This is a genomic window from Mesobacillus boroniphilus (assembly GCF_018424685.1).
Lineage (GTDB): Bacteria > Bacillota > Bacilli > Bacillales > Cytobacillaceae > Mesobacillus > Mesobacillus boroniphilus_A.
In genome coordinates this window covers 94,576-117,749 of sequence record NZ_QTKX01000002.1, presented here as the reverse complement: position 1 = coordinate 117,749, position 23,174 = coordinate 94,576, and the positions used below count along the sequence as shown (strand labels likewise).

At 43.6% G+C, this 23,174-nt stretch carries 20 protein-coding genes; 8 read left to right on the top strand and 12 right to left on the bottom strand.

Annotation, left to right across the window (positions count from 1 at the left end):
- Window positions 1-2 precede the first annotated feature (2 nt).
- Together DYI25_RS13630 and DYI25_RS13625 are read right to left on the bottom strand one after the other, a co-directional pair.
- The gene (locus tag DYI25_RS13630; protein WP_213369804.1) at window positions 3-881 is read right to left on the bottom strand and encodes a branched-chain amino acid ABC transporter permease; all 879 of its coding nucleotides are present in this window, start codon (window positions 879-881) and stop codon (window positions 3-5) included.
- Between the two features lie 707 nt (window positions 882-1,588).
- Window positions 1,589-2,923 carry a UDP-glucose dehydrogenase family protein gene (locus DYI25_RS13625; RefSeq protein WP_213369802.1) on the bottom strand — a complete coding sequence of 445 codons (1,335 nt, stop codon included), beginning with the start codon at window positions 2,921-2,923 and terminating at the stop codon, window positions 1,589-1,591.
- Between the two features lie 179 nt (window positions 2,924-3,102).
- On the opposite strand from DYI25_RS13625, the gene DYI25_RS13620 reads away from it, so the two are divergent.
- The gene (locus tag DYI25_RS13620; RefSeq protein ID WP_213369800.1) at window positions 3,103-4,638 is read left to right on the top strand and encodes an FAD-dependent oxidoreductase; all 1,536 of its coding nucleotides are present in this window, start codon (window positions 3,103-3,105) and stop codon (window positions 4,636-4,638) included.
- A gap of 107 nt (window positions 4,639-4,745) precedes the next feature.
- Here the strand turns inward: DYI25_RS13620 and DYI25_RS13615 are convergent, their stop codons facing one another.
- Complete coding sequence (locus DYI25_RS13615) at window positions 4,746-5,645, bottom strand: NAD(P)/FAD-dependent oxidoreductase (RefSeq protein ID WP_213369798.1); 900 nt, start codon at window positions 5,643-5,645, stop codon at window positions 4,746-4,748.
- A 220-nt stretch (window positions 5,646-5,865) separates the two neighbouring features.
- Here DYI25_RS13615 and DYI25_RS13610 point away from each other — a divergent pair, with 220 nt between their 5' ends.
- Complete coding sequence (locus tag DYI25_RS13610) at window positions 5,866-6,927, top strand: hypothetical protein (RefSeq protein ID WP_213369796.1); 1,062 nt, start codon at window positions 5,866-5,868, stop codon at window positions 6,925-6,927.
- Window positions 6,928-7,112: 185 nt separating this feature from the next.
- Here the strand turns inward: DYI25_RS13610 and pgmB are convergent, their stop codons facing one another.
- Together pgmB and DYI25_RS13600 are read right to left on the bottom strand one after the other, a co-directional pair.
- Entirely contained in the window at window positions 7,113-7,781 is a 669-nt protein-coding gene (pgmB, locus tag DYI25_RS13605) for a beta-phosphoglucomutase (protein WP_213369794.1), read from the bottom strand.
- A gap of 724 nt (window positions 7,782-8,505) precedes the next feature.
- The gene (locus tag DYI25_RS13600) at window positions 8,506-10,797 is read right to left on the bottom strand and encodes a glycoside hydrolase family 65 protein (RefSeq protein ID WP_213369792.1); all 2,292 of its coding nucleotides are present in this window, start codon (window positions 10,795-10,797) and stop codon (window positions 8,506-8,508) included.
- Between the two features lie 229 nt (window positions 10,798-11,026).
- Here DYI25_RS13600 and DYI25_RS13595 point away from each other — a divergent pair, with 229 nt between their 5' ends.
- On the top strand, window positions 11,027-11,395 hold the full coding sequence (locus DYI25_RS13595) for a cytochrome-c oxidase (protein ID WP_213369790.1): 369 nt from the start codon (window positions 11,027-11,029) through the stop codon (window positions 11,393-11,395).
- Between the two features lie 43 nt (window positions 11,396-11,438).
- Here the strand turns inward: DYI25_RS13595 and DYI25_RS13590 are convergent, their stop codons facing one another.
- Window positions 11,439-12,644 carry an MFS transporter gene (locus tag DYI25_RS13590; protein WP_213369788.1) on the bottom strand — a complete coding sequence of 402 codons (1,206 nt, stop codon included), beginning with the start codon at window positions 12,642-12,644 and terminating at the stop codon, window positions 11,439-11,441.
- Between the two features lie 197 nt (window positions 12,645-12,841).
- Between DYI25_RS13590 and DYI25_RS13585 the strand changes: the two genes are divergently transcribed.
- Window positions 12,842-13,675, top strand: coding sequence for a hypothetical protein (locus DYI25_RS13585; protein WP_213369787.1), 834 nt, complete (start codon window positions 12,842-12,844; stop codon window positions 13,673-13,675).
- Window positions 13,676-13,707: 32 nt separating this feature from the next.
- Here DYI25_RS13585 and DYI25_RS13580 read toward each other — a convergent pair whose 3' ends face one another.
- The 3 genes from DYI25_RS13580 to DYI25_RS13570 form a co-directional block, all read right to left on the bottom strand.
- Window positions 13,708-15,942 (bottom strand): HAMP domain-containing sensor histidine kinase, encoded by a 2,235-nt coding sequence (locus tag DYI25_RS13580; RefSeq protein ID WP_213369786.1) that lies wholly within the window; start codon window positions 15,940-15,942, stop codon window positions 13,708-13,710.
- On the bottom strand, window positions 15,920-16,612 hold the full coding sequence (locus DYI25_RS13575; RefSeq protein ID WP_213369785.1) for a response regulator transcription factor: 693 nt from the start codon (window positions 16,610-16,612) through the stop codon (window positions 15,920-15,922). The genes DYI25_RS13580 and DYI25_RS13575 overlap by 23 nt, the downstream gene beginning before the upstream one ends.
- 412 nt (window positions 16,613-17,024) lie before the next feature.
- On the bottom strand, window positions 17,025-17,489 hold the full coding sequence (locus DYI25_RS13570) for an HAD family hydrolase (protein WP_213369783.1): 465 nt from the start codon (window positions 17,487-17,489) through the stop codon (window positions 17,025-17,027).
- 60 nt (window positions 17,490-17,549) lie between these two features.
- On the opposite strand from DYI25_RS13570, the gene DYI25_RS13565 reads away from it, so the two are divergent.
- Entirely contained in the window at window positions 17,550-18,089 is a 540-nt protein-coding gene (locus DYI25_RS13565; protein WP_213369781.1) for a dihydrofolate reductase family protein, read from the top strand.
- 19 nt (window positions 18,090-18,108) lie between these two features.
- On the opposite strand, the gene DYI25_RS13560 is transcribed toward DYI25_RS13565, so the two are convergent.
- Together DYI25_RS13560 and DYI25_RS13555 are read right to left on the bottom strand one after the other, a co-directional pair.
- Complete coding sequence (locus tag DYI25_RS13560; protein WP_213369779.1) at window positions 18,109-19,092, bottom strand: DUF4179 domain-containing protein; 984 nt, start codon at window positions 19,090-19,092, stop codon at window positions 18,109-18,111.
- Complete coding sequence (locus DYI25_RS13555; protein ID WP_213369777.1) at window positions 19,070-19,603, bottom strand: sigma-70 family RNA polymerase sigma factor; 534 nt, start codon at window positions 19,601-19,603, stop codon at window positions 19,070-19,072. Before DYI25_RS13555 ends, DYI25_RS13560 begins: the two co-directional genes overlap by 23 nt.
- Before the next feature lie 155 nt (window positions 19,604-19,758).
- On the opposite strand from DYI25_RS13555, the gene DYI25_RS13550 reads away from it, so the two are divergent.
- The 3 genes from DYI25_RS13550 to DYI25_RS13540 are packed head-to-tail and all read left to right on the top strand — an operon-like array spanning window position 19,759 to window position 22,065.
- Window positions 19,759-20,808 (top strand): alpha/beta fold hydrolase, encoded by a 1,050-nt coding sequence (locus tag DYI25_RS13550; RefSeq protein ID WP_213369775.1) that lies wholly within the window; start codon window positions 19,759-19,761, stop codon window positions 20,806-20,808.
- Window positions 20,805-21,677, top strand: a complete 873-nt coding sequence (locus DYI25_RS13545; protein ID WP_213369773.1) for an alpha/beta fold hydrolase — start codon at window positions 20,805-20,807, stop codon at window positions 21,675-21,677. The genes DYI25_RS13550 and DYI25_RS13545 overlap by 4 nt, the downstream gene beginning before the upstream one ends.
- Before the next feature lie 10 nt (window positions 21,678-21,687).
- The gene (locus DYI25_RS13540) at window positions 21,688-22,065 is read left to right on the top strand and encodes a VOC family protein (RefSeq protein ID WP_213369771.1); all 378 of its coding nucleotides are present in this window, start codon (window positions 21,688-21,690) and stop codon (window positions 22,063-22,065) included.
- Between the two features lie 36 nt (window positions 22,066-22,101).
- Here the strand turns inward: DYI25_RS13540 and DYI25_RS13535 are convergent, their stop codons facing one another.
- Window positions 22,102-22,977 carry an SGNH/GDSL hydrolase family protein gene (locus DYI25_RS13535; protein ID WP_213369769.1) on the bottom strand — a complete coding sequence of 292 codons (876 nt, stop codon included), beginning with the start codon at window positions 22,975-22,977 and terminating at the stop codon, window positions 22,102-22,104.
- Window positions 22,978-23,174: the final 197 nt, after the last annotated feature.

Here is a 23,174-nt window from a genome sequence, read left to right as displayed (position 1 = left end):
GATTACAGCCCCCCTTTCCCAACATTCTTTTCTCCCAGCAATCCAAAAGGCCGGATCAATAAAATCATCAGGACTACACCGAAGGAAATCGCATCTTTAATTCCTGAGCTGATATATCCAGCCCCTAATGATTCAATTACACCTAACAACAGGCCGCCAATAACCGCACCGGGAGCGCTTCCTAAACCGCCTAATATACTAGCCGAAAATCCTTTGATCCCAAGCATGATTCCCATATCATAGGAAGGGAACATGATCGGTGCAATGACCAGGCCGGCGATTGCACCAAGACCAGCACTCAAAGCAAAGGATAAGGAAGACATTTTTCTCGGACTGATGGCCATTAGCCTCGCAGCAGCCGGATTAACAGAACAGGCACGGAATGCTTTCCCGAGCATCGTTTTTTCAATCAAGAAGTAGAGGACCATGACAACAAGAAGCATAAAAACCATAACCCAGACACTTTGAGGTGTAATGGAAGCACCCAGCACATTGAGAGGTTCATTATTTGTAAAAGGTTCAACCTTCACAGAGTTCTTCCCCCATATAACACCTGCGATTCCACGGATAAATATGGCAGTGCCTATCGTCAAAATGATTAAGCTGAGCGGGTCAGCACCCTTAGCTTTTCGGATAACTGCCCATTCAAACAGCCATCCGATCGCCATCACTATGACGATTGTCAATAAAAACGCAATGAAGTAAGGAATTCCTAGTTTAAGAAGAGAAAAGAATGTCATTCCACCGAGCATGACAAACTCACCCTGTGCTAGATTAATAACTTTTGTGACACTGTAAATGGTGACAAAGCCAAGTGCCACAATGGCATAAATGCTGCCAATTGTTAAACCGGAAATTAAGAATTGAATTGAGTCGTTCATTGAACCCACCCTTCTTGATGAATAATTTTTATCACTTAAAATATACGCATTTCTAAATATATGTTATATGTTTTCATGATTCACCAAATTATCTATAGCTGATTCAGGGAATTGCTTTCCCTCTTTCTTTAAAAGACAGAATTGCTTATTTAACCACGATCAAGCCGCTAAAGTAATCACTATGAGCGTAGTGGATACGTGCATTTCCTTTCGTTCTGCTTTCAAAAGACCATGAATGGAAACGATTACAAAAAGGTGCACCCCTCCTAATCCTTTTAGATTTAACACAACGTAAATATAACGTTATTTTACCGCAGTCAATATTTAACGTCTTGGATTTAACACTAAATTTAACGTGAATACATTAGGTTGTCAATAATTTTCAAAAAATTATTTATATTCAAATTATTATCTGTATCTTAAAATAGTTTTATGGAGAGGTTTGGTCTTTCGAGGAAATAGAAAAGGCTATATATAATAGATATTAGTACACAGTTCATTTTCATATATCTCAGGCAAAGTTGCGATTGCACATGTTTTGTTTGCCGATATAAGCTTTGATAATTAAAAATTTTACAGGCAAAATTTTTTCTAAATGAAAGGATCACCATCCTCAGCGAGATGGTGATCCTTTCAAATGTCTTTAAGTTTACATGAACCGAATGAAGAAGAAAGAATGGTCGTTTGTTTTCCCAGCCACTTTAATTTTAAAGTTCCAGACAATCGATATATGAATTCACGTTAACCGACATCCTCCCGACAGAAACATACGTTAAGCCAGCTGACTCCGCCTCGACCAAGCTATAGCAATTCCTTCCGTCAAAAATAACTGGTTCGCGCATGAATAGACGGAAACGTGCTAAATCATATTGAGTGATTTCCGGCCACTCAGTCATGATGAAGACTATATCCGCACCTTTAATTGCCGCGTCCACAGTCTCCGCGTAATATAGTCGGCTGCCGAATAGCTCCTCCACTTTTTCAGTTGCAGCAGGGTCATAGACAGAAATATCGGCCTGTTCTTCAATCAGCTGGGCAATCAGCTCGATTGACGGTGCTTCACGGATATCATCGGTATGCGGCTTGAATGCCGAGCCCAGTACTGCTACTCTTTTCCCTCTGAGGCTCCCGAGCATCTCCTTCGCTTTGTAAAACAGCTGCTGCTTTTGCCTGCTGTTCACCTCGATCACGGACCGCAGGATTTTAAAATCGTAACCATAGTCCTCTGTCATTTTTTCAAGCGCCTTCGTATCCTTCGGGAAGCAGGAACCTCCATATCCAATTCCTGCTTTTAAAAACTGGCTGCCGATCCGCTGGTCCATGCCCATACCCTTAGCCACGTCCTCGATATTGGCGCCGGTGTGCTCACAAAGGTTGGCGATTTCATTGATAAAGCTGATTTTCGTTGCCAAAAATGCGTTGGAAGCATATTTGATGAGCTCCGCACTGCGGATATCTGTCTGCACAACTGGCCGCTCAAAGGGTTCATACAGCCGCGCCACCGCTCGTCCAGCCTCGTAATCATCTGCGCCAATGACAATCCGGTCAGCATGGAACGTATCCCGAATTCCCGATCCTTCACGCAGGAATTCGGGATTCGAGATGACTTTTACCTGGACGTCGCAGTGAATGATATCCTGCAGCATTTTATAAATTCGTTCATTTGTACCTACTGGCACGGTGCTTTTGATGACAATTACAGCATCTTTGCACAAATTGGCACCGATGTCAGCAACTGCAGCCTCCAAATATTCAAGATTTGCCGACCCATCTTCATTTTCCGGCGTACCGACAGTAATAAAAATATAATCCGACTTTGAGCAGACTGCTTTTGAGTCAGAGGTAAAATGAAGCCTGCCCTCTGCCAAATTCTTTTGCAGCATCTCCTCAAGGCCTGGCTCATAAATCGGGCATCTCCCTTCGGCAAGCCTGCCGATTTTATTTACATCTATATCAAAACAGGTCACATTGTACCCAACTTCTGCGAAACATACTCCCGTAACAAGGCCAACATAGCCTGTACCGACAACTGTTATCTCCATATTGGCCCTCCATTCTGTGATGCTTCCATTTTACCACGCACTAACCTCATTCTTAGACAATCCGCTCAATTTGGCAAAAACTTGTCTATTCCTTTTCTAAGCGGGTAAAAGAAAAAAGCATGTTTTTTATCAAAACAGGAAAAATTAGTTATTATGAAGTTTTTTAAGGAGGATTGTTAATGAACAATTACAATTCAAAACTGCCTCAATTCCCTGAACCATACTGGCTTAAAACGTCTGAACTCCCTACTTTTCCAAAGCTTCAGGAGGATTTGAAGGTCGATGTCGCTGTCGTTGGCGGCGGGATCACCGGTTTGACTTCTGCTTTTCTTCTGGCAAAAGCAGGTGTAAAAGTCGCTGTAATTGAAGCAGGATCCATCCTGAATGGAACTACTGGCCATACTACGGCCAAAGTGACCGCGCAGCACGGCTTGATTTATGATGAGCTGATCAGCCACTTTGGAGAGGAAAAAGCCCGCCTTTATTACCAGGCCAATTATGATGCGGTCCAGTTTGTTAAAAATATCGCAAAAGAACAACAGATTGACTGTGGTTTTTCGGAAGAGGATGCATACATCTATACCAACTCTGAACAAGAAATGGAAATGCTGCTGAAGGAATTCAAGGCTTATGAAAAACTTGGCGTCAATGGCAGTGAGTATGTCTCAGAGGTGCCGATTCCAGTCGAGGCAAAAGCTGCGATCGTAATGCGGAACCAGGCACAGTTCCATCCACTAAAATTTTTAAAGCATCTGGTTGAGCGTTTTACCGAAATGGGCGGCCAGATTTACGAGAACACAACCGCTGTGGATATGGAGGAAGGCTCTGAGCCAGTCGTCACAACCCGTGACGGGCATAAGGTGCGCTGCAATCAGATGATCGTTAGCACGCACTTTCCTTTTTATGACTTGAAAGGATTCTATTTTTCAAGGATGAAGCCAGAGCGGTCCTATGTGCTGGCAGTAAAAACGGAGAAGGAATTCCCAGGAGGCATGTTCATCAATGCCGAGCAGCCTACCCGCTCGCTCCGTTACACTGATTGGAACGGTGAAAAAATCGTCCTGTTTGGCGGTGACAGCCATGCTGTAGGCCATAAAACGAATACGCACCAATATTACGAAGCACTAGAAGCATTCGCAAACAAGACGTTTGGCGTCAAGGAGATTCCGTTCAGATGGTCTGCACAAGATCCTATTCCTTTCGATAAGGTCCCATTCGTAGGCCCGTATTCTGCCAGCACCGACAACATTTTTGTCGCGACCGGATACAGGAAATGGGGCATGTCCAACGGCATCAATGCCGCAATCATGTTAAGCGACCAAATCCTGAAGAAGGACACCCCTTACAAGGAAGTGTTTGATCCGCAAAGGTTTAACGCAGACCCTGAGCTGAAGAAATTTGTATCCACCAATACCCATGTTGCCCAGATGCTCGTAAAAGGAAAGCTGGAACGCCCATCAACCCAGACTACCTCACTTGAAAACGATGAAGGTGCTACCGTTACAGTTAATGGCAAGCGTGCCGGTGCCTACCGCGATGAAAATGGCCAACTGCACGTCGTCGACACTACCTGTACCCATATGGGCTGCGAGCTGGAATGGAACAACGGTGAACGCTCATGGGACTGCCCATGCCACGGCTCACGCTTCTCTTATAAAGGAGATGTCCTTGAAGGCCCAGCCGAACTGCCGCTGAAAAAAGTCGATATTGACTAACAATAGCCGCCACTCCAGATTGAGTGGCGGCTTTCATTTTGTCCAACGGGGATTATATTGCTCACAACGGGGAATAAAACCCTGCGAACGTGGAATAACCACAATCACTAACTCTTATCTGCTAAAAGTGTCTTATGGATCCAGATGCTGGCCTGCATACCGTCTCCCATGGCAATTGTCGTTTGCTCGGAATGGGCGACAAGATCACCTGCGGCCCAGACGTTCTCGACATTTGTCATTTTTGTCCGCGGATCGACTAAAACATGCTTGTTTTTATGAAGATCGACGCCAAGCTGCTGTGCGAGCTGAGATTTCACTTCATTTCCTCCAAAAGCCATGAAACCGCGTTCTGAAGTCAGCTCCTCACCGTTTGCGAGTACAACTCCCCTGAAGTCAGGCCCGTCTGCCAGAACCTTTTCAATCGGTCCCTCAACATACTTTATGCCCTTTTCCTTCATTGCTGCTATTTTTTCCTCATCCACTTCTTTTTGTTCGTGATTAACATACGTGAGTTTATCAGTAAAATAATGCAAGGTCAGTGCCATGTTCGCGCCTGGGTTACCTGATCCCATCACGATTGTGGACTTGTCCTTCACTTCATGGCCATCGCAATCCGGACAGATATACACACTGATTCCAAGCGTTGGCATCAGCTCTGGAAAAGGTGGAATTCTGTCCATGACACCCGTGGCCAAAAGCAATGTCTTCGCCTTGTATTTGTCACCGCACTCAGCATTGACTTCGAACCCATTTTCCGCCTTTTGTGCATGATCAGCCTTGCCAATCACGAATTCCACACCATATTGTGCAGCCTGCTGACGGCCTATTTCCCTTAGCTCCGGGCCGCTTACCCCATCTGGATAGCCAAGGATATTATGGTAGCTCTGACAAATTGACGAGCGCCCATCCCCCGCATCAAGAACCATCACATGATGATTGTAACGCCCAAGCTGAATCGCCGCCTGGAGCCCCGCAATCCCGCCTCCAACTATAAGGCAGTCGTACATACCGATCCACCGTCCTTTTCTAAAAGTATCCTAATAGCATGTTTCCCTTTTTAAAGGTGTGGTAATCCCGGTTTATTGCTTACATCGATTACGTCAAATTCCTTAATTAATCCATTCGAAGTTTTTCCAATATTTCTACAAACACTAGTTTTGTCGAACAACCCTAAATCACTACTTTAGCACTATGAATTCAGCTATAATATAAGTGAGGTGGATAATAATGACAAATACAGTCGTGAAAAAGCCAAGATTACTGCTTTATGCAGTTTTAGCCTCTTTGATACTGCTAACGAATTACATCCTTTACCGAACAACCATGTTCGGACCTGTCCCGGAGGGCGCCGTCATCGGTTCCTTGCTGGACCTAATAATCATCTTGCCCCTCATGACGTACTTACTGATCATTCGTAAAAGGTATTCCCTTAAGTATATGGGGATCGTCATATTTGCTGGGTTTGCCGCAGCTTACTTCATCATCCCACAACAGCATTTATCCGATTATCCCTTCCTTCCCTATCTCTTAATGGTTTCGGAAGGCGCATTCCTGCTGTTTGAACTATATATTGCCTACACCATCATCACAAGGCTGCCAAAACTGCTGAGGGAATATAAAAAGTTAGCTGGACAGAATTCCTTTTTCCAGTTCAACATCAGAAAAGCTGTCGAAACGAATCTTCCGAACAATAATGCGATTAAAATTTTTGTTACTGAATTTTCGATGTTTCACTATGCACTCTTTTCATGGAAAAAGAAATCCCAAATTGAACACGGGCAAGCTTTTACCTACCATAAAAAAACAAGCGTGAACGCTGTTTATATCATGATCATCCATGCAATTGCGTTAGAATCGATTGGTCTGCACTATTTCCTGCATAGCTGGAACCCAATTGTTTCTTATATCCTGCTGTTCTTGAACATTTACGGAATCCTGTTCATCCTTGCTGAAATGCAGGCCACCCGCCTGACACCGTTCCTGCTCACTACGGAGCATTTGTTGCTGCAAACAGGATTCTCGAAGTCGATGCACGTGCCCTTAAGCAACATTAAGGAAATCAAACACTATGAAGGTCCGGAGAAGTTCAGCCGGAAAGAAGGAGCAGAGCTCTATGACGCAAGAGTTCCTGACTTGATCCAGGAGAAGCCATTGTTTGAAATCCTGCTTCACGAGCCCCAGGATGTGCATCTCATTTATGGTTTGAAGCGAAAAGCAACCAGGATTGTACTCAATGTCGATGATCCAGATGTTTTTTACCACGAATTGAAGCGGTCACTCCCAGAGTGATCGTTTTTTTTATAAGAATCTCTCGATAAACTCTCATTATCTCTTGGTGAAACTCTATAACCTCTCAATAAAAAACAATATTCTCTCAATAGGAACCCATAATCTCTCACATAACCTGGATAATCTCTCTTTCAACCCAAAATAGTAAAAACCCGGCCGCACATCCGCGACCGGGTTCTATCTATTTATGCATTATATACTACTACTATCTTTTCCAACGATAGCTCAGCCGTGCTGGCATAAACAATATCAGCATTCTCGAAGCTCGCCTTTGGTCCTACGGCAACAGCAAACATGCCAGCTGCCTTGATTGCCTGTACGCCTGCCGCAGCATCCTCAACACCGATGCATGCTTCAGGCTCAACACCAAGCATTTCAGCCGCGCGCAGGAAAACTTCCGGGTGCGGCTTGCCGTTGACGACAGACTTTGCGTCAACGATGATATCGAACTCGGATTTCATTCCAAGTGACTCCATCACGGTGAACGCGTTCTTGCTTGCCGATGCCAGTCCCAGCTTTAGTCCCTTTGCTTTAATATCCATAATCAGCTCTTTAATCGCTGGCAAAAGATCAGCTGGTGTTATGTTCTGGATCAGCGTCAGGTAGTGCTCATTTTTCTTCTCTGCCAATGCTTCTTTTTCTTCGGCTGTAAAATCCCCCGTGCGCCCGCCCAGCGCTAAGATTTTCTCGAGGGAATCCATCCGGGAAACGCCCTTCAGTTCCTCGTTATCCTCACGGGTAAAAGTAATGCCCAAATCCTCAGCCAGCGCCTTCCACGCTAAAAAATGATATTCGGCTGTATCAGTAATGACGCCATCAAGGTCAAAAATAAATGCTTTAAGTGGTCTAGTCATCGTCAAACTCCTTTCATGAATGATTCATGCACCTTCAGGAAGCACATTTGGGTATTTGTTAGACATTTCTAGCCTTCCAGCTCTCCGAAATGTCTATTAAAGTCCTTTTCTTAGACATTTCTAGCCTTCCAGCTCTCCGAAATGTCTATTAAAGACTATTTCTTAGACATTTCAAACCTTCCAACTCTCCAAAATGTCTATTAAAGTCCTCTTCTTAGACATTTCTAGCCTTCCAGCTCTCCGAAATGTCTATTAAAGTCTACTTCTTAGACATTTCTAACCTTCCCGATCTCCAAAATGTCTATTAAAGTCCTCTTCTTAGACATTTCTAGCCTTCCAGCTCTCCAAAATGTCTATTAAAGTCCTCTTCTTAGACATTTCTAGCCTTCCAGCTCTCCGAAATGTCTATTAAAGTCTACTTCTTAGACATTTCTAACCTTCCCGATCTCCAAAATGTCTATTAAAGTCCTCTTCTTAGACATTTCTAGCCTTCCAGCTCTCCAAAATGTCTATTAAAGTCCTCTTCTTAGACATTTCTAGCCTTCCAGCTCTCCGAAATGTCTATTAAAGTCTACTTCTTAGACATTTCTAACCTTCCCGATCTCCAAAATGTCTATTAAAGTCCTCTTCTTAGACATTTCTAGCCTTCCAGCTCTCCGAAATGTCTATAAAACCTCTCCCAATGAGAGAGACCTTCAGGTTTCCCCAAAAGTCTCTCATCACCTTATTTCAACTTAACAGAAAGCTCGCCATCTGCAGGAATTGTGACTTCCTCGCCGTAAAGCTTCATAGCAAGTTCTGGGCCTTGCTGTGTGAGGACGACGTCTTCCTGGTTCACTTCTACCTTGATGTAGTGATCGCGGTAGATTATGTTGAAGCTGTACTGGTTCCATGCTTTAGGGATGAATGGCGCAAATGATAGTGTGCCTTCAGCCGTACGCATGCCAGCGAAGCCCTGTACGATCGCCAGCCATGCACCTGTCATGCTTGTGATGTGCAGGCCGTCTTCTGTATCGTTGTTGTAGTTATCAAGGTCAAGGCGCGCCGTGCGGTTGTACATTTCATACGCTTTTTCTTCCATGCCAAGCTCTGCAGCAAGGACTGCGTGAACGCTCGGGGACAGGGATGATTCATGAACTGTCATTGGCTCATAGAATTCAAAGTTGCGGCGCTTCTCTTCTTCCGTGAATTCATGGTTGAAGAAATATAACCCTTGCAGGACATCCGCCTGCTTGATGAAGCAGCTGCGCAGGATTTTATCCCATGACCAGTTCTGATTGATCGGACGATCTTCTGCTGCAAGTTCATCAACTGTCATCAAATCTTTATCAAGAAATGTATCGTGCTGGACGAACACAGCTTTTTCTTCATCAAACGGGAAGTACATTTTTTCAATAATGTCCTGCCATTTCGCAAGCTCGTCATCAGAGAACTCAAGGCCTGTAAGGCGCGCCTCATGGCCGTTCTGCTTAAGGAATTCAATGACTTCAAGCGTGTAGCGCAGTGTCCAGACAGCGATACGGTTCGTGTACCAGTTGTTGTTAACATTGTTTTCGTATTCGTTAGGTCCTGTTACACCGTGCATCATATAAACATTTTTGGACTTATTGAAGTGGACGCGATCTGCCCAGAAACGAGAGATGCCAGCAAGCACGTCAATTCCGTATTCATGAAGATAATCTTTATCTCCAGTGTAGTTTACATAGTTATAAATCGCGTAAGCAATTGCGCCGTTACGGTGGATCTCTTCAAACGTGATTTCCCACTCATTGTGGCATTCGACGCCAGTAAAAGTAACCATTGGGTAAAGTGCACCATTCAATCCCTGCTGCTTCGCATTATGGTAGGCGCCATCAAGCTGGTTGTGGCGATATATCAACAGATTGCGGGCAACTTCGGACTCTGCCGTCGAAAGGTAAAGCGGGATTGCGTATGCTTCAGTATCCCAGTAAGTCGCACCGCCGTACTTTTCGCCTGTGAAGCCTTTAGGCCCGATATTAAGACGGGAATCTTCACCATAGTAAGTGGAGAACAACTGGAACAGATTGAAACGGATTCCCTGCTGTGCAGAGTCATCGCCAGCTATTTCCACATCCGCAATTTCCCATCGGCTCAGCCAGCCAGTTCTGTGCTCTTCTAACAGCTGTTCAAAACCTTTTTCAACAGAGCGCGCAAGTACTTCCTTGCCCTTTGAAACTAGTTCGCCAGTTTCGTAATCACGGTCTGTCGTTACAGCGACATATTTATAAAGGGTTACAGTTTGTTCCTGCTCAGCCTTAACTTCGATTACATTTTCAACGTATTCTTCTTTTTCATTGACTTCGACCTTAGCCACATTCCCTTCGACAACCGCTTGCATAGTTGTCGCTACCTGGAAAGTCGGAGTTCCGAATGGATTGTCTTTCGTTTTCATAACAAGGCTGCCATTATATTCTGAGGCATCCCTGCTCACTTCATACCAGAAGTCCTCATCATAGTTAGAATCTTCATTGCGCACGTCACCATCAAGATAAGGAACAAAGGTAACGTTTCCATTATAATTCTTAGCAGTAACTGAATACTTAATAGCAGCCAGTTCTTTATCAGCAACCGATAGGAACCGGACTGCCTCCACTTCTGTTTCCTTACCGTCCTGGATTACTGTAAATTTCCTTATCAAGACACCATGCTGCATATCAAGCTCACGGTAGTAACCCTTAACTTCTGCTTTGTGAAGATCGAGTTCCTCTCCATCAACAATTACTTTGATGCCGATAAAGTTCGTTGAGTTAATGACCTTGCCAAAATAGTGCGGATAGCCATTTTTCCACCAGCCTACACGCGTTTTGTCCGGAAACCAGACGCCAGCAATATATGAGCCGCGATGGAAGTCTCCAGTATATGTTTCTTCAAAGTTTCCGCGCATGCCCATGTGGCCATTTCCGAGGCTCATGATGCTTTCTGCAAGGCGGAAATCCTCTTTATGCAAGTCCGTTTCGACGATTTTCCAGCTATCAATCCCAAATAATCTTTTCATAGCTTAATCTCCCTTTCAGAAGTTGTACAAACGTTTGCACTATTATATCATGAATTTCCGAATAAATGACAAAACCAAAGGTGATATTTTTGTGTCATGTTGAACTTATTATTATTTCAATATTATTATCTGGCGAAAAAATTCCCACCTCATTGAGTTAGGAAATTTGTTATGAATTTTCAGAAATTTTATATAATCTAAAAGAACTATTCAGGAGGGAGGAATAAGATTGAGCATACGATTTTTCAAGGTCGCTGCGGTGTATTTTGTCTTTGCTATTATTCTAGGGATTGTTATGGGGATTGCACATGATTTCACGCTGACCTCGGTGCATGCCCATTTAAATCTGCTTGGCTGGGTATCAATGGCACTGTTCGGGACGATTTATTATCTTTTTCCGAAAGCCGGGAACAGCAAGCTAGCCTCTACGCATTTCTGGCTGCATAACATCGGGGTGCCTGTCATGCAGGGCGGGATCACCTTTTCCATGTTGATAGGGGGTGTCATTTTCACCGTCTTTGCCATCCTTGGATCTCTAGTCATCGTTCTCGGAGGCGTACTTTTCTTAGTGAATGTGTTCAAATATGTAAAAGCATAATGAAGACGAAAAAAGTTCGCCCTTTGAGAGGCGAACTTTTTCATTACGCAAGCTCTTTCTGCTTTGTTTCCGTACCCCAGAAGAAGACAGCGGCAGCACCGATCAGGATGGCTATGCAGAAAATCGTGAATATAGTGGTGATCGAAAGATTTTGCGCTGATAAGTATGGAACCATCAGCGGTCCGATAATCCCGCCAATCCGCCCAAACGATGCGGCCATTCCGGCTCCCGAGCCACGGATTGTTGTTGGATATTGTTCTGGCGTATAAGCGTATAACGCGCCCCAGGCACCAAGATTGAAGAATGACAGAAGGATGCCAGCCGTGATCAGCAATGCAAGCGAGTCTGCCGTTCCAAAAAAATAAGCGCTGAGGGCAGTTCCTATTAAATAGACAACGAGCACGAACTTCCTGCCTGCTCTTTCAATCAGCCACGCTGCGGTGAAATATCCAGGAAGCTGGGCCAGGGTCATGATCAATACGTATTGAAAGCTCTTGATCAACGTAAAGCCCTTCATGACCATTACGCTTGGCAGCCAGAGGAACATACCGTAATAGGAGAAGACGATACTGAACCAAAGAATCCAAAGCATCGCTGTTTTCTTGACGTGTTCCTTGGACCAGACCTCAGCGATGCTCTCTTTCATCGTCAGCCTTTCCTTCTTTGCGACTGCCAGGTACCGAGGCGAATCCGGCAGGTTGATACGAAGGTACAGCGCATAAAATGCCGGCAGGGCACTAAGGATTAACGCCATTTGCCAGCCGAATTTCGGGATGACGAAGTATGAGATCAATGCTGCGACAAGCCAGCCTGCAGCCCAAAAGCTTTCGAGGAGAACAACGACACGCCCCCGCTTCTCAGCAGGCACACTCTCCGAAACAAGAGTAGACGCTACCGGCAACTCTCCGCCAAGGCCCATTCCAATAAAAAATCTTAGCAATAAAAAGAATGACAAAGTTGTTGCCATTGCGGAAATCCCGCTTCCGATAGAGAAAAGCAATAACGTAATAATAAAAACATTTTTCCGACCGATACGGTCAGCAAGCAAGCCAAATACAAAAGCACCGACAGCCATTCCAATAGAGTTCACACTGCCGATCCAGCCCATTTCCTTGCCCGTTAAATTCCAGTCGACCTGCAATGCGGCGATGATAAAGGACAAGATCCCTACATCCATCGCATCGAACATCCAGCCAAGCCCGGCAATCCCGAGCAGCTTTTTTTCTGAAATCTCCTGTGTCTTTTTCATATAACCCTCCTAAATCATTGCAGCGATACAATTAGTTTCCCTATAATTGTTAATTTTAACATTTTTATTTTGCACCTACTCCATATTATCATGTGTCTTTACAGTCGTCATGATAAAAGTTTACAGAAGCATTCTAAGTAAATAATTTCAAAGAATAAGCGAACATTATAACTACATCCTTGAAAGGTGGAGTGGTCATGAGAAAAAACAAGCTCGTTAAAAAGAACTCCATTCCCTTTCTGCTGCTGGCAGTGGTTCATATCTTGCTTTTTTTCATATTCGCGATACGTAGCCGACAAAAGAATATATGGATCCTCCTGCTCTCCAATATAGGGATGGCATATTTATTTGAGTACCCAGTCCTTAATTTGTTCAAAGGATATTCATATAAACCATATATCCTTAAAAAACGTGCCCATGACCAAATTCTTGGAGCTATTTTTTCCCAAGCGTTATATGTTCCCATTTCCGCAACCCTACTGACTTTGCACCAGAAGAATCGGTACTGGAAACTCGGCAGCACGCTGATTTATTATGGGATTGAACGGTACTTCCTGCATTTAAAATTATATAAAGCGTATTGGTGGAAGCCTTACTACACTGTATTTTTCATGAACATTTATTTTTATGTCAGCGATTGGTTTTACAAAGCGCTGATTGCGAAAAAAAAATGGGCTCTTGTGCTTGCCCAATACCTATCAACTGAAGTAATTGGTGTTACCTTGCTATATATAGCTGCGGTTGGCAGGAAGGTTCGGTTTGGGAGAGGTGCTTATCACTCATGGCGTGAGCATTATATCATTGCTCCGCTTTATAGTTTATTCCGGACTATTTGCCTGGTTAAAAACTCCTCAAAACACGGATTGCTGCCAAGATTTACGATGTTCATCGGATTCATCGGTATGGATATCATTCTGGAGTGGGCAGGCCTCTTGAAATTACGATTGAACAAGCTGTGGAATTTAGGATTCAACGCTGTGATGGTTTTCATATCAAGATATCTGTATTTAAAAATCCGTCAAAAACAGTAGAACCCCCTCTGCTTGGCAAAGGGGGTATTGGATTAACTTATTTTATCGAGAATGACCGTTACCTTGAACAGGTCGCCATCGACTTCGATATCGAGCGAGCCTTCATGCAGGTCGACGATTGATTTTGCAATTGCGAGGCCAAGTCCGGACCCTTCTGTATGACGAGATTGATCGCCGCGTTTGAAGCGCTCGAACAGCTCATTCAAATCCTCACCCAATTCATATTTCGTGATGTTTTTAAAAGTGAGCACCACTTGATTCTGCTCTTCTTTTACCGAAATATATACCCTCGTGTTCTCCAGCGCATACTTGAGAATGTTGCCAATCAGGTTATCGAACACCCTCCACAGCTTCTGTCCATCAACAAAAGCGTACACTGGCTGGTCGGGCTGTGACACCCTCAGCTGAAGGGATGATTGGCTAAGCGCCTCGTTATGCTCAGCCAGCGCCTGCTGCAGCAGCTGGTTTAGGTCGACCTTCTCCTTATTGAGCTCAATGTTGCCGCTCGCCATTTTTGTCGCCTCGAACAAGTCATCGATCAACACCTTAAGGCGCTTGGATTTCCGGTCGAGGATTTCGATGTACGAGTCACGGGCCTCCGGAGCCAGGTCAGGTGTTTTCAGGAGCTCCGTATAGGTAATGATTGATGTCAGCGGTGTCCTGAGATCATGGCTTACATTCGTGATTAATTCCGTTTTCAGACGTTCACTTTTCGCCTGCTCTTTGTGGGAGAATTTCACTGCATTCCTCAGGTTATTGATATTTGCCGCATGCTTCGCGATCGCAGATTTCCCTTTCACCGGTATGTCCGCACCTAAATTGCCTGCAGCAAGTTCTTCTGTATGCTTTAATACTTTATTCAAGTAGCCTGCTTTTCTCATGATTATAAGGAAAATCGGGAGACTTATTACACCAAAAACGAAAGCAATAACAATTATTTCTCCTCCCCCAGCTGCAAGGACTGCAACAAACAACATACCCATTACAAACACAATCCCGAGGATGACCAGAAGCTGAAAACCAATGCTCTTGATTAAAAAGGCATTCAGAATCGCGTGGTAGCTTTTAACTAAAAGACTGTTATTCACATCGTCTCTCAGCTTTGTCCAATCCCTCTGGTATTCTGAAAGGAATCTTAGCTGTATCCACCCGAATGCCAGCAATGAAGCTGCAGCTACCAGACTGATGATCAGCTCAATAAGTGAGGCGAATACATTTGAATGGTAATAGACAAATTGTTCACTGATCAGCGTCATGGACAGCAAAAGGAAAAAAACTGTCACTAAAAGCAGCACTGCTCTTATCTCCAGCGGTATCCTCCCATAAAAGGGTTTAAGCTGTTCGAATGAACCTAACACTGCTGCAGGTTTCCGTTTTGCCAGGAAATAACTCAAAATTAATGCAGCCATACTTGTCAAGAGATAACCGATAAAGAGCTTTTGCCCTTTTTGATAGTCTTTATAATTCATGATGGCGATATGTTTTTCCGAAGCATGCTTAGATAAGCCTATTTGACCTGTCATATCTCGGTCTTTTTGATTCTCCAGGATCGTCTCAGCCACATCATTATAAGGAAGGAAGTTCTCCTTATACCCTGTGAATAAATAATTTTTCTGCAAAACCGCGTAATCCTGCAGATAATACATATCTTTTTTATTCAGGTAGTCAGATTCTGAATCATCCTTTGACAGGCTTAGATTCGTATAGACTTCTCCTGTTGCCCTGTCTGTCAGGTAATATTTGTATGCTTCTCCAAGATTGGTGAATTCACGGCGGTATTTTTCAAGCTCCTGGTAAAATTCATCGATTTTCTTCTCTTTTTCTTTCACGATTTTAGCGCGTACATGTTCATCGCTGTTGAAGTTTTCGGTTATATCTGCGATTTTTTCGTCTCTTTCCTTCGCCAGAGCATTTTCAGCGGCCTTGTTTCCTGATTCGATTGCCGCATGTATTTGATCATTATATTGCATTCCAATATTGGAAATCTGATCACCTAGATTGCCATATCTCATACGATGTTCTTCAATTTCCTCATCTGTAACAGTGATTTGCTTTTTCATTTCTTCTTTTGGCATTTTATAAAGCTCATACACATTTAGCATTGCAATAAACTGATCCATTTGCGAGTTATATTCGTCTGATTCAAAATAATCGCCTTGCATGAACCGGCTGCCATTTGTCAGGACCGAAAATAGACCGCTAAAACCGAATGCAATCAAAAGCATCCATATCACAAATAAATACTTACTTTTCGATTTTATATCCAATCCCCCACACCACCTTCAAAAATCTTGGATTCTTCGGATCGATCTCTATTTTTTCTCGTATTTTGCGGATATGAACGGCTACTGTGTTTTCAGCATTGTAGCTTGGTTCCTTCCATACTCGCTCATAAATATCATTAATTGAAAACACTCTGCCGGCATTCGTCATCAACAGCTCGAGGATCTTGTACTCGATTGGCGTCAGTTTTACCGCTTCGCCGTGGGCTAGGACTTCCTTTGACGACTGATCCAATGTCAGTCCGTTCAGGTCAATCACTTTCGCCTTTCCTTCATATGTACCAAGTGTGACATACCTCCTGAGCTGTGATTTCACCCTGGCAATCAGTTCAAGCGGATTGAATGGCTTCGTCACATAATCATCCGCACCCACCTGAAGTCCGAGGATTTTATCGGTGTCCTCCGCTTTGGCGCTCAAAATGATGATTGGGATGTTCTTGTCCTCGCGGATTCGGAATGTTGTCGTAATCCCGTCCTGCCTCGGCATCATCACATCGAGCAGAATCAAGTGAACAGGCTGCTCATTCAGCTTCTCGATCGCCTCGATCCCATCTGCCGCCTTGATCACTTTAATCCCTTCATTTTTCAAATAAATCTCGATCGCATCACGTATTTCTTTTTCATCATCGACAACCAGCACATTGTATTGTTCCACATTTAAAACCCCATTCCCATACAGGCAGCTTTTATATTTTCTATTCTAGGCAGTGAACCTTAATATTCACTGATGATAAATCTTAAGATTTTCTTAATAATGGTAAAAATGGTGTGTGAATCTATTATATATTTTTATGAAGGTTGAGAGGAAAGGTAATTTTCGAGTGTGTTTTGAGATATTTTTCAGAGGAAATCGGCTCAACCGCTTGAAGGTTGAGCCGGGTTGGATGGAAGAAACGATTTTACATTGAAAAAAACATAAGTTTCATGCCTTTTTTCTTTTTATTGGCGGTGTTCACAACTTTATTGGCGATTTTCAAATTTTATTTGCGAAAAAATTTATTTATTGACGAAAATCAAATTTTATTGGCGAACTGGAAATTCCGGGCGCTCTTTTCCAGTTCACCTGGCTACTTTCGAAGCGTGGCGATCATCCGTGTAGGTTTCAACAGTAAATCCAGCGCGTCATTGATATTTTGAATTGTAATATCACTCTTCAACAGTGTTGACGTTGAACATCCTTCTCTTCCGATTACACCAATGGCGATGTCGGATTCTGCGAACATCGCTTCATCATTCGCCCCGTTGCCCATGCAGATCACTCCGTCCAGACTGCGGATAAACTCCCCTTTTTCACCAGTGTGATCATCAGAGTGAAGAACCAGCACCGATACCGGCAGCCCGCTGCATTGCCTGGCTACGGTTCCATTCGTATCTGCTGTAGTGACATGAATCTCCATGTCCTTGCTTAGAAGTGTGATTCTTTCAGCAACGCCTGAAATCAAATCACCATTGAAGGCAATGGTTCCGTTAAAATCCAAAACAAGATGATGAATAGTAAATTGGCCTCTGCCCGGTATGTTCAAAGCAAGCATGAATATGCCTCCCATATTTGGTAGAATATCGTTATTATACACCCGCTTGGAGGATGTTAGATGAAAAAGAGCAATGTAATACTTTATATCGCGATGAGTCTCGATGGCTATATCGCTAGGCTAGATGGCGCCGTTGACTGGCTGGATGATGTGGAAGGCGAAGGCGATAATGGCTACAGTGAGTTTTACAGCCAGGTTGGGACGGTTATCATGGGGCGTAAAACTTACGAGGAGGTTTTAAATCTGACGAATGAGTTCCCTTATGCCGGGAAAGCATGTTACGTTTTATCTATCCATCCTCAAGAAAGCTCCCCCGAAGTCACGTTTACAGATGAAGAGCTGGAAACACTAGTTTCGCGTCTGAAGGAACAGTCCGACGGGTATGTCTGGCTGGTCGGCGGTGGCCAACTCGTGAAACAATTTCTTGAGAAAAACCTGATAGACGAAATCGAGCTTTATATCATTCCGAAATTGGTTGGTGAAGGGATTCCTCTTTTTCCAGAAGGCACACCGCCTGCGAATTTCGAATTAACAGACACAGGACGTTATGGACAGATTGCCGCACTGAAATACAGATCAAAAATGAATGGCGCTGGATGATTTCCAGCGCCTCAACTTTTTACAGGTCTATTTTAACAGACTTAAGCTTCTCTCCTGACTCCATCGTCGGGCGAATCTCGATATAATCTGAATCCGGTACCATCGGGATGGTCTTCCTTCTTTTCTCTGTCACTGTTCCATTTTTGATTTTTTTCTCTATTTTTGCATCCGAGGTTCCGCCAATTATTTGCTCGCCCTTGTCGTCAAAAAGATCGAGCATGACTCTTTGAACAGCTTCAGGATAACTCATTGTATATTCAATGGCTGTCGAAGAATTCCCGGTTATCAGCTTTTCGAACGTAATCCTATAATCACCATACTCACTTACCTGTCCTAGCTCTGCCGTTTCAAATGGCAGCTGGCTGACCGGCACGTCAAAATTCCATTTCCCCTGTTCGTCCTTCCAGCTATCCTTGATTTCACCAATTCCTATGATGTTGAATGGCAAAGTTGTTTCTGCTGGCAATTCCGCTCTCGGATAGCTTAGCTGGATATGTCCTTTGTAGCCTCCTTCAGCAGGCATCAACTTTACCAGCTCCATCGTTTCTTCGATATTCGGATCTCGATCGAAAATTTCATAGAATGCATAAATCTCGTCCTCGTCGCCCTTCACCTCACCCTTAACATCAAAGGTGACGCCAATTATTGCTCCGTCATAATAAGCATTGGTAACTCTCACATCAATTCCGTCAAAAGTTGCCTTTTCATTCAACTCAGTGATGAGTTGCTGTGAGGCCAGATTTCCTGCAACCTTGTCATGTTCATAAAGCTTCGCCAGGAAAGGAATATCCGCCATCACATTCCCTACGGAGGGCACCATGAAGCCTGATGCAACGAACAGGACTGCAGCAGCTGCAACTGACGCCCCTAATACTTTAAAACGTGATTTTTGCTTAGCTCTCATCTTGCTTCCTTTCCTTACCCCAGCCTGGATTGCGTTTAAAACATCATCTCCAGGTACCTCAATCTGGTCAATCGATTCATGAAACATTTTCTTTTCCATCCGGTTCGCCCCCCAATCTAGTCTTCAGTTCCTTCCGGCCGCGCTGCAGATAAGTTTTCACGGTATTTTCAGGTATGTCCATCGTTCTGGCGATCTCGCTGATTGTCAGATCATGATAGTAAAATAGGATAATTGCCGTCCGATGCTGATCTTTTAGCTGAGTAATAGCCTCCATTAAATCGAGGTTCTCTGCCACCTTATGGTCATTGCTCGAAGGCAGGTTTACTAGTTTCTCAACTGGCGTTTCTTTTTTTCTTTTTTTCAAAACATCGTACGCACAATGAATTAGGATCCTTGTCAGCCAGGTTAAAAAATATTGTTCATTTTTCAGCTGCCCGATTGCCAGGAAGGCTTTACAGGAAGTTTCCTGCACGATATCAAGGGCATCCTCTCTGTTCCCCGCATATAAAAAAGCAGTCCTATACAATCGTTCACTATGTAAAACCAGCAGCTCTTCAAAGGCTTTGGCGTTCCCCTTCACCGCTTTCTTCACAAGCTTTGCTTCTTTCATTTCCTGACCTCCTTTCACTCTTTAGAGCACAATAAGGTAAAAAAAGTTTCAACTTTTTCGAGATATTTTTCTAGTACTAAAGTAATATAGTAATTAATGGAATTTTTACATATAAACAGTATTACAATTTTTAGTATATCGAACGAGGTGATGTTATGGGCTTTTTCTCTCGTAAGCCTGATTTTCATATTCCTGAAGACGGAATAGACCGAATTGAAACGATAACAATCGGCGGAATCCAACAGAGCATCCTCATCCAGTCCCATTCACCCAAGAACCCGGTGCTGCTGTTTTTGCACGGAGGCCCTTCCATGCCCCTGCCTGGCGTCTCTTCCAGAGGCAAAAACTATACTGTCGCTACCAACACCCAAGACCTGGTTAAGCATTTTACCGTTGTATTTTGGGACCAGCGCGGGACGGGACAATCCTATCACAAAGATATTCCCCAAACATCCATGACCTTTGACCAACTTGTATCCGACGCAGCGGAACTAACTGACTTTTTAAGAGAAACGTTCAATCAGGAAAAAATCTTTCTTGCCGCTCATTCATTCGGAACACTGATCGGCATGTACCTGATAAAAAGCCATCCCGGAAAATTCCATTCGTATGTAGGATTGTCACAGATTATCAGCTGGGTAGAAAATGACCGGGAAGGTCTCGAATGGGCAAAAAAAGAAGCAAAACGGCGAGGTGATTTCAAAGCCTTGAATGAACTTGAAGCCGTTGGCGATCCGCCTTTTACAGAGGGCTATAAACAATGGGGTGTCCTGCGAAAATGGCAGATGAAATACAGCACGATGGTCTATAAAGACGACAAAATCAAGCACCCTGGCCTCGGAAAGATTTCTCTAAATATGCTAATTTCAAGGGATTACAGTCTAACTGATGTTTTCCATACCTTTTACAGTGGCTTCAGGCTCATCTATTCAGACGAATTCATCCGGAATATACCAAAGATTGATGTGCGAAAAGATGTACCATCTGTTGGTGTTCCTGTCACCTTCATCCATGGCAGGAAGGATGTCCATGTCCATGCCCATCTTGCAGAAGACTATCTCAACACATTAAAAACAACCCATGAGAAAAATTTTATATGGATGGATAAATCGGCACATCTCTTTCACCCAGATGATACTGAACTGATCGAACAGCACCTTATCAATCAATTAAGCCATATAAAACCAGAGGTTATCAATCTATGAAAACCATTTATAAAAGCTTGGAAGGAAAAGAGCAGATTCTTAACCAATATGAAGAGTATCTCACCCAGTTCGATTCACTGATTGGCAGGGAATACGTCCAGACGAGATTTGGCAGCACACATGTCCTAATAATGGGGAAGGAAGACGGGAAGCCCTTATTTATTTTCCAGGGTGGCAATTGCATCAATCCGGTTACCTTATCCTGGTTCAAAGGCTTGCTGGAAGAGTATAAGGTCTATGCACCTGACACCATCGGACATCCGGGATACAGTGACGAAAACCGGATTTCCGCCTCAGATGGCAGCTTTGCCGAGTGGACACAGGATTTGATGGACCATTATAAGATTGAAAAATGCGCATTCATCGGCCCCTCATACGGTGGAGGCATCATCCTCAGGATTGCCGCATTTATGCCAGAAAGAATCCATTGCGCTGTTCTTGTCGCACCTGCTGGAATCAGCCTTGGCTCAAAGATTAAAATGATCAAGGAAATCCTTTTCCCGATGGTTTTTTACAAAATAAACGGTTCTGCCAGAAGCCTGCGCAGAATCGCCGATGTGATGTCCTCCAATAGCATGAATGGGATGGACGAAAGCATTATCGGCAATATTTTCAAACACACAACCCTTGAACAAGAAATGCCCAAGCTGACGACTGCGGAAGAACTGAGAGATTACAGTGCCCCGACCCTTGTCATAACGGGAACAGAGGATGTATTTTTTCCTGGAAACAAAATTTCCCAAAAAACACAAGGACTTTTAGGTGACCGACTAGAATTGAAAAAGTACCAGATGGGACATTTTCCATCCGCTGCACATCTTGAAAAAATCGACACAGATATTAAGGGATTTTTGAAAAATCATTATTAGGAGGCAAGCAATGCACTCAACTCCAATCCAAAAAATCGGCCAAATTGGAATACCAGTAAAAAATATTGAAAGGGCAATGACCTTTTATCAAGAAAAATTAGGTCTGCCATTATTGTTCAATACGGATACAATGGCGTTTTTCGACTGCGAAGGTGTCCGTCTTCTGTTAACCCTTCCCGAAAACGAGCAATTTGCCCATCCTAGTTCCGTAATCTATTTACAGGTTGGAGATATCAAGGCAAAGTATGAAGAGCTTCAATCAAATGGCGTTTCCTTCATTGGCGAGCCGCATGTTGTCGCTAAAGTTGGCGATAGTGAAACATGGATGGTGTTTTTTAAGGATACAGAGGATAACACTCATGCATTCATGAGCGAGGTCGTTGCATAAAAACAGAAGGATACTGCCGATGGCGCAGTATCCTTTCTATTGGATTGCTTTCAATTCATTCTTTTTTAGGAATAGCTCGATTTGATGCGCTGCCATCATGCCCGCCGTACTGTTCAAATGCACCCCGTCGGTCAGCAGCAAGTATCCATTCCGGGCAGATATCCGGTCAAGGCTGTATCCGTATACGAAATGCTCGATAATCGCTTTTTCGTAAAGCTTCGTTCCATTCTTCAGCGACCGTCCTCTCGTATGCCCTTTTCCTTTTAGATATGCCTTCAATTTTTCGTTTAAAGGAAGGTACAAAACATTGGTCATTTCGGCAGTCTTTTTGATGACCTCGTTGTACTGGTCAATTTCCTTATTCGCTTTTGAAAATAAGTTCTCACCGACGACCGGGAGCGATAACAAGCCGATTTTAGCGGATGTTTCTGCTTTCAGCCTTGAGACAATTAACGCAAGATTCTTTTCATATACCAATAATGACGGTTTTTCCAATTGCTGAGCCAGATTGATGTTCTTCTTTGCAAGGTCTGGGGCTATTTTAGCCGCGGCATCATTCAATCCGACTAAAATCACTATAAATTCAGGCTGGCAAGCGATCACATCATCCAAGCGCTGCAGAACATCATAAGCGGTACTTCCATTCACCCCGGCATTGATGAACTGATAATCCTTGCAGTTCCTCCTCCTGGCTGCATCATCGACAAAATTATAGCTGATGTTTCCATGCACCGCATCACCGCCCACTACAGCCACAAGCTTCTTGCCCTCCTGGCGCAGCCCTTTTTCCAGAAAAGCCTGCGGATTATTGGGAGGAAGCTGGTTGATCCGACTTTTCCGCTGATAATACAGCGTTAAACTTACAGCAGCTATCAATAAAAGGACTAAAATCCCACCATAAATAAGATCCATATAAAACCCCTCTCTTAGCAAGGATTTATTAATTAAAAATTCTGAATATATATTATGAAATTATTCGACAAACAGTTTAAAATTCCCTGTCATAAGAATATTTCCAAGAAAAAAATATTGCTGATACCGTTAATTCCATTATAGCCTTTTATGTTATGCAGCAGACAAAACAAATGGTACAAAAATTTAAACAAATC

Excerpts from the sequence above, each read along its gene's own strand:
- DYI25_RS13590 (WP_213369788.1), bottom strand. The coding sequence starts at position 12,644 with ATGAAAAAGACACAGGAGATTTCAGAAAAAAAGCTGCTCGGGATTGCC.
- DYI25_RS13550 (WP_213369775.1), top strand. The coding sequence starts at position 19,759 with ATGGGCTTTTTCTCTCGTAAGCCTGATTTTCATATTCCTGAAGACGGA.
- DYI25_RS13555 (WP_213369777.1), bottom strand. The coding sequence starts at position 19,603 with ATGAAAGAAGCAAAGCTTGTGAAGAAAGCGGTGAAGGGGAACGCCAAA.
- DYI25_RS13610 (WP_213369796.1), top strand. The coding sequence starts at position 5,866 with ATGACAAATACAGTCGTGAAAAAGCCAAGATTACTGCTTTATGCAGTT.
- DYI25_RS13625 (WP_213369802.1), bottom strand. The coding sequence starts at position 2,923 with ATGGAGATAACAGTTGTCGGTACAGGCTATGTTGGCCTTGTTACGGGA.
- DYI25_RS13620 (WP_213369800.1), top strand. The coding sequence starts at position 3,103 with ATGAACAATTACAATTCAAAACTGCCTCAATTCCCTGAACCATACTGG.
- DYI25_RS13570 (WP_213369783.1), bottom strand. The coding sequence starts at position 17,489 with ATGCTTGCTTTGAACATACCGGGCAGAGGCCAATTTACTATTCATCAT.
- DYI25_RS13560 (WP_213369779.1), bottom strand. The coding sequence starts at position 19,092 with ATGGAAAAGAAAATGTTTCATGAATCGATTGACCAGATTGAGGTACCT.
- DYI25_RS13540 (WP_213369771.1), top strand. The coding sequence starts at position 21,688 with ATGCACTCAACTCCAATCCAAAAAATCGGCCAAATTGGAATACCAGTA.
- DYI25_RS13630 (WP_213369804.1), bottom strand. The coding sequence starts at position 881 with ATGAACGACTCAATTCAATTCTTAATTTCCGGTTTAACAATTGGCAGC.
- pgmB (WP_213369794.1), bottom strand. The coding sequence starts at position 7,781 with ATGACTAGACCACTTAAAGCATTTATTTTTGACCTTGATGGCGTCATT.
- DYI25_RS13565 (WP_213369781.1), top strand. The coding sequence starts at position 17,550 with ATGAAAAAGAGCAATGTAATACTTTATATCGCGATGAGTCTCGATGGC.
- DYI25_RS13615 (WP_213369798.1), bottom strand. The coding sequence starts at position 5,645 with ATGTACGACTGCCTTATAGTTGGAGGCGGGATTGCGGGGCTCCAGGCG.
- DYI25_RS13545 (WP_213369773.1), top strand. The coding sequence starts at position 20,805 with ATGAAAACCATTTATAAAAGCTTGGAAGGAAAAGAGCAGATTCTTAAC.
- DYI25_RS13585 (WP_213369787.1), top strand. The coding sequence starts at position 12,842 with ATGAGAAAAAACAAGCTCGTTAAAAAGAACTCCATTCCCTTTCTGCTG.
- DYI25_RS13600 (WP_213369792.1), bottom strand. The coding sequence starts at position 10,797 with ATGAAAAGATTATTTGGGATTGATAGCTGGAAAATCGTCGAAACGGAC.
- DYI25_RS13535 (WP_213369769.1), bottom strand. The coding sequence starts at position 22,977 with ATGGATCTTATTTATGGTGGGATTTTAGTCCTTTTATTGATAGCTGCT.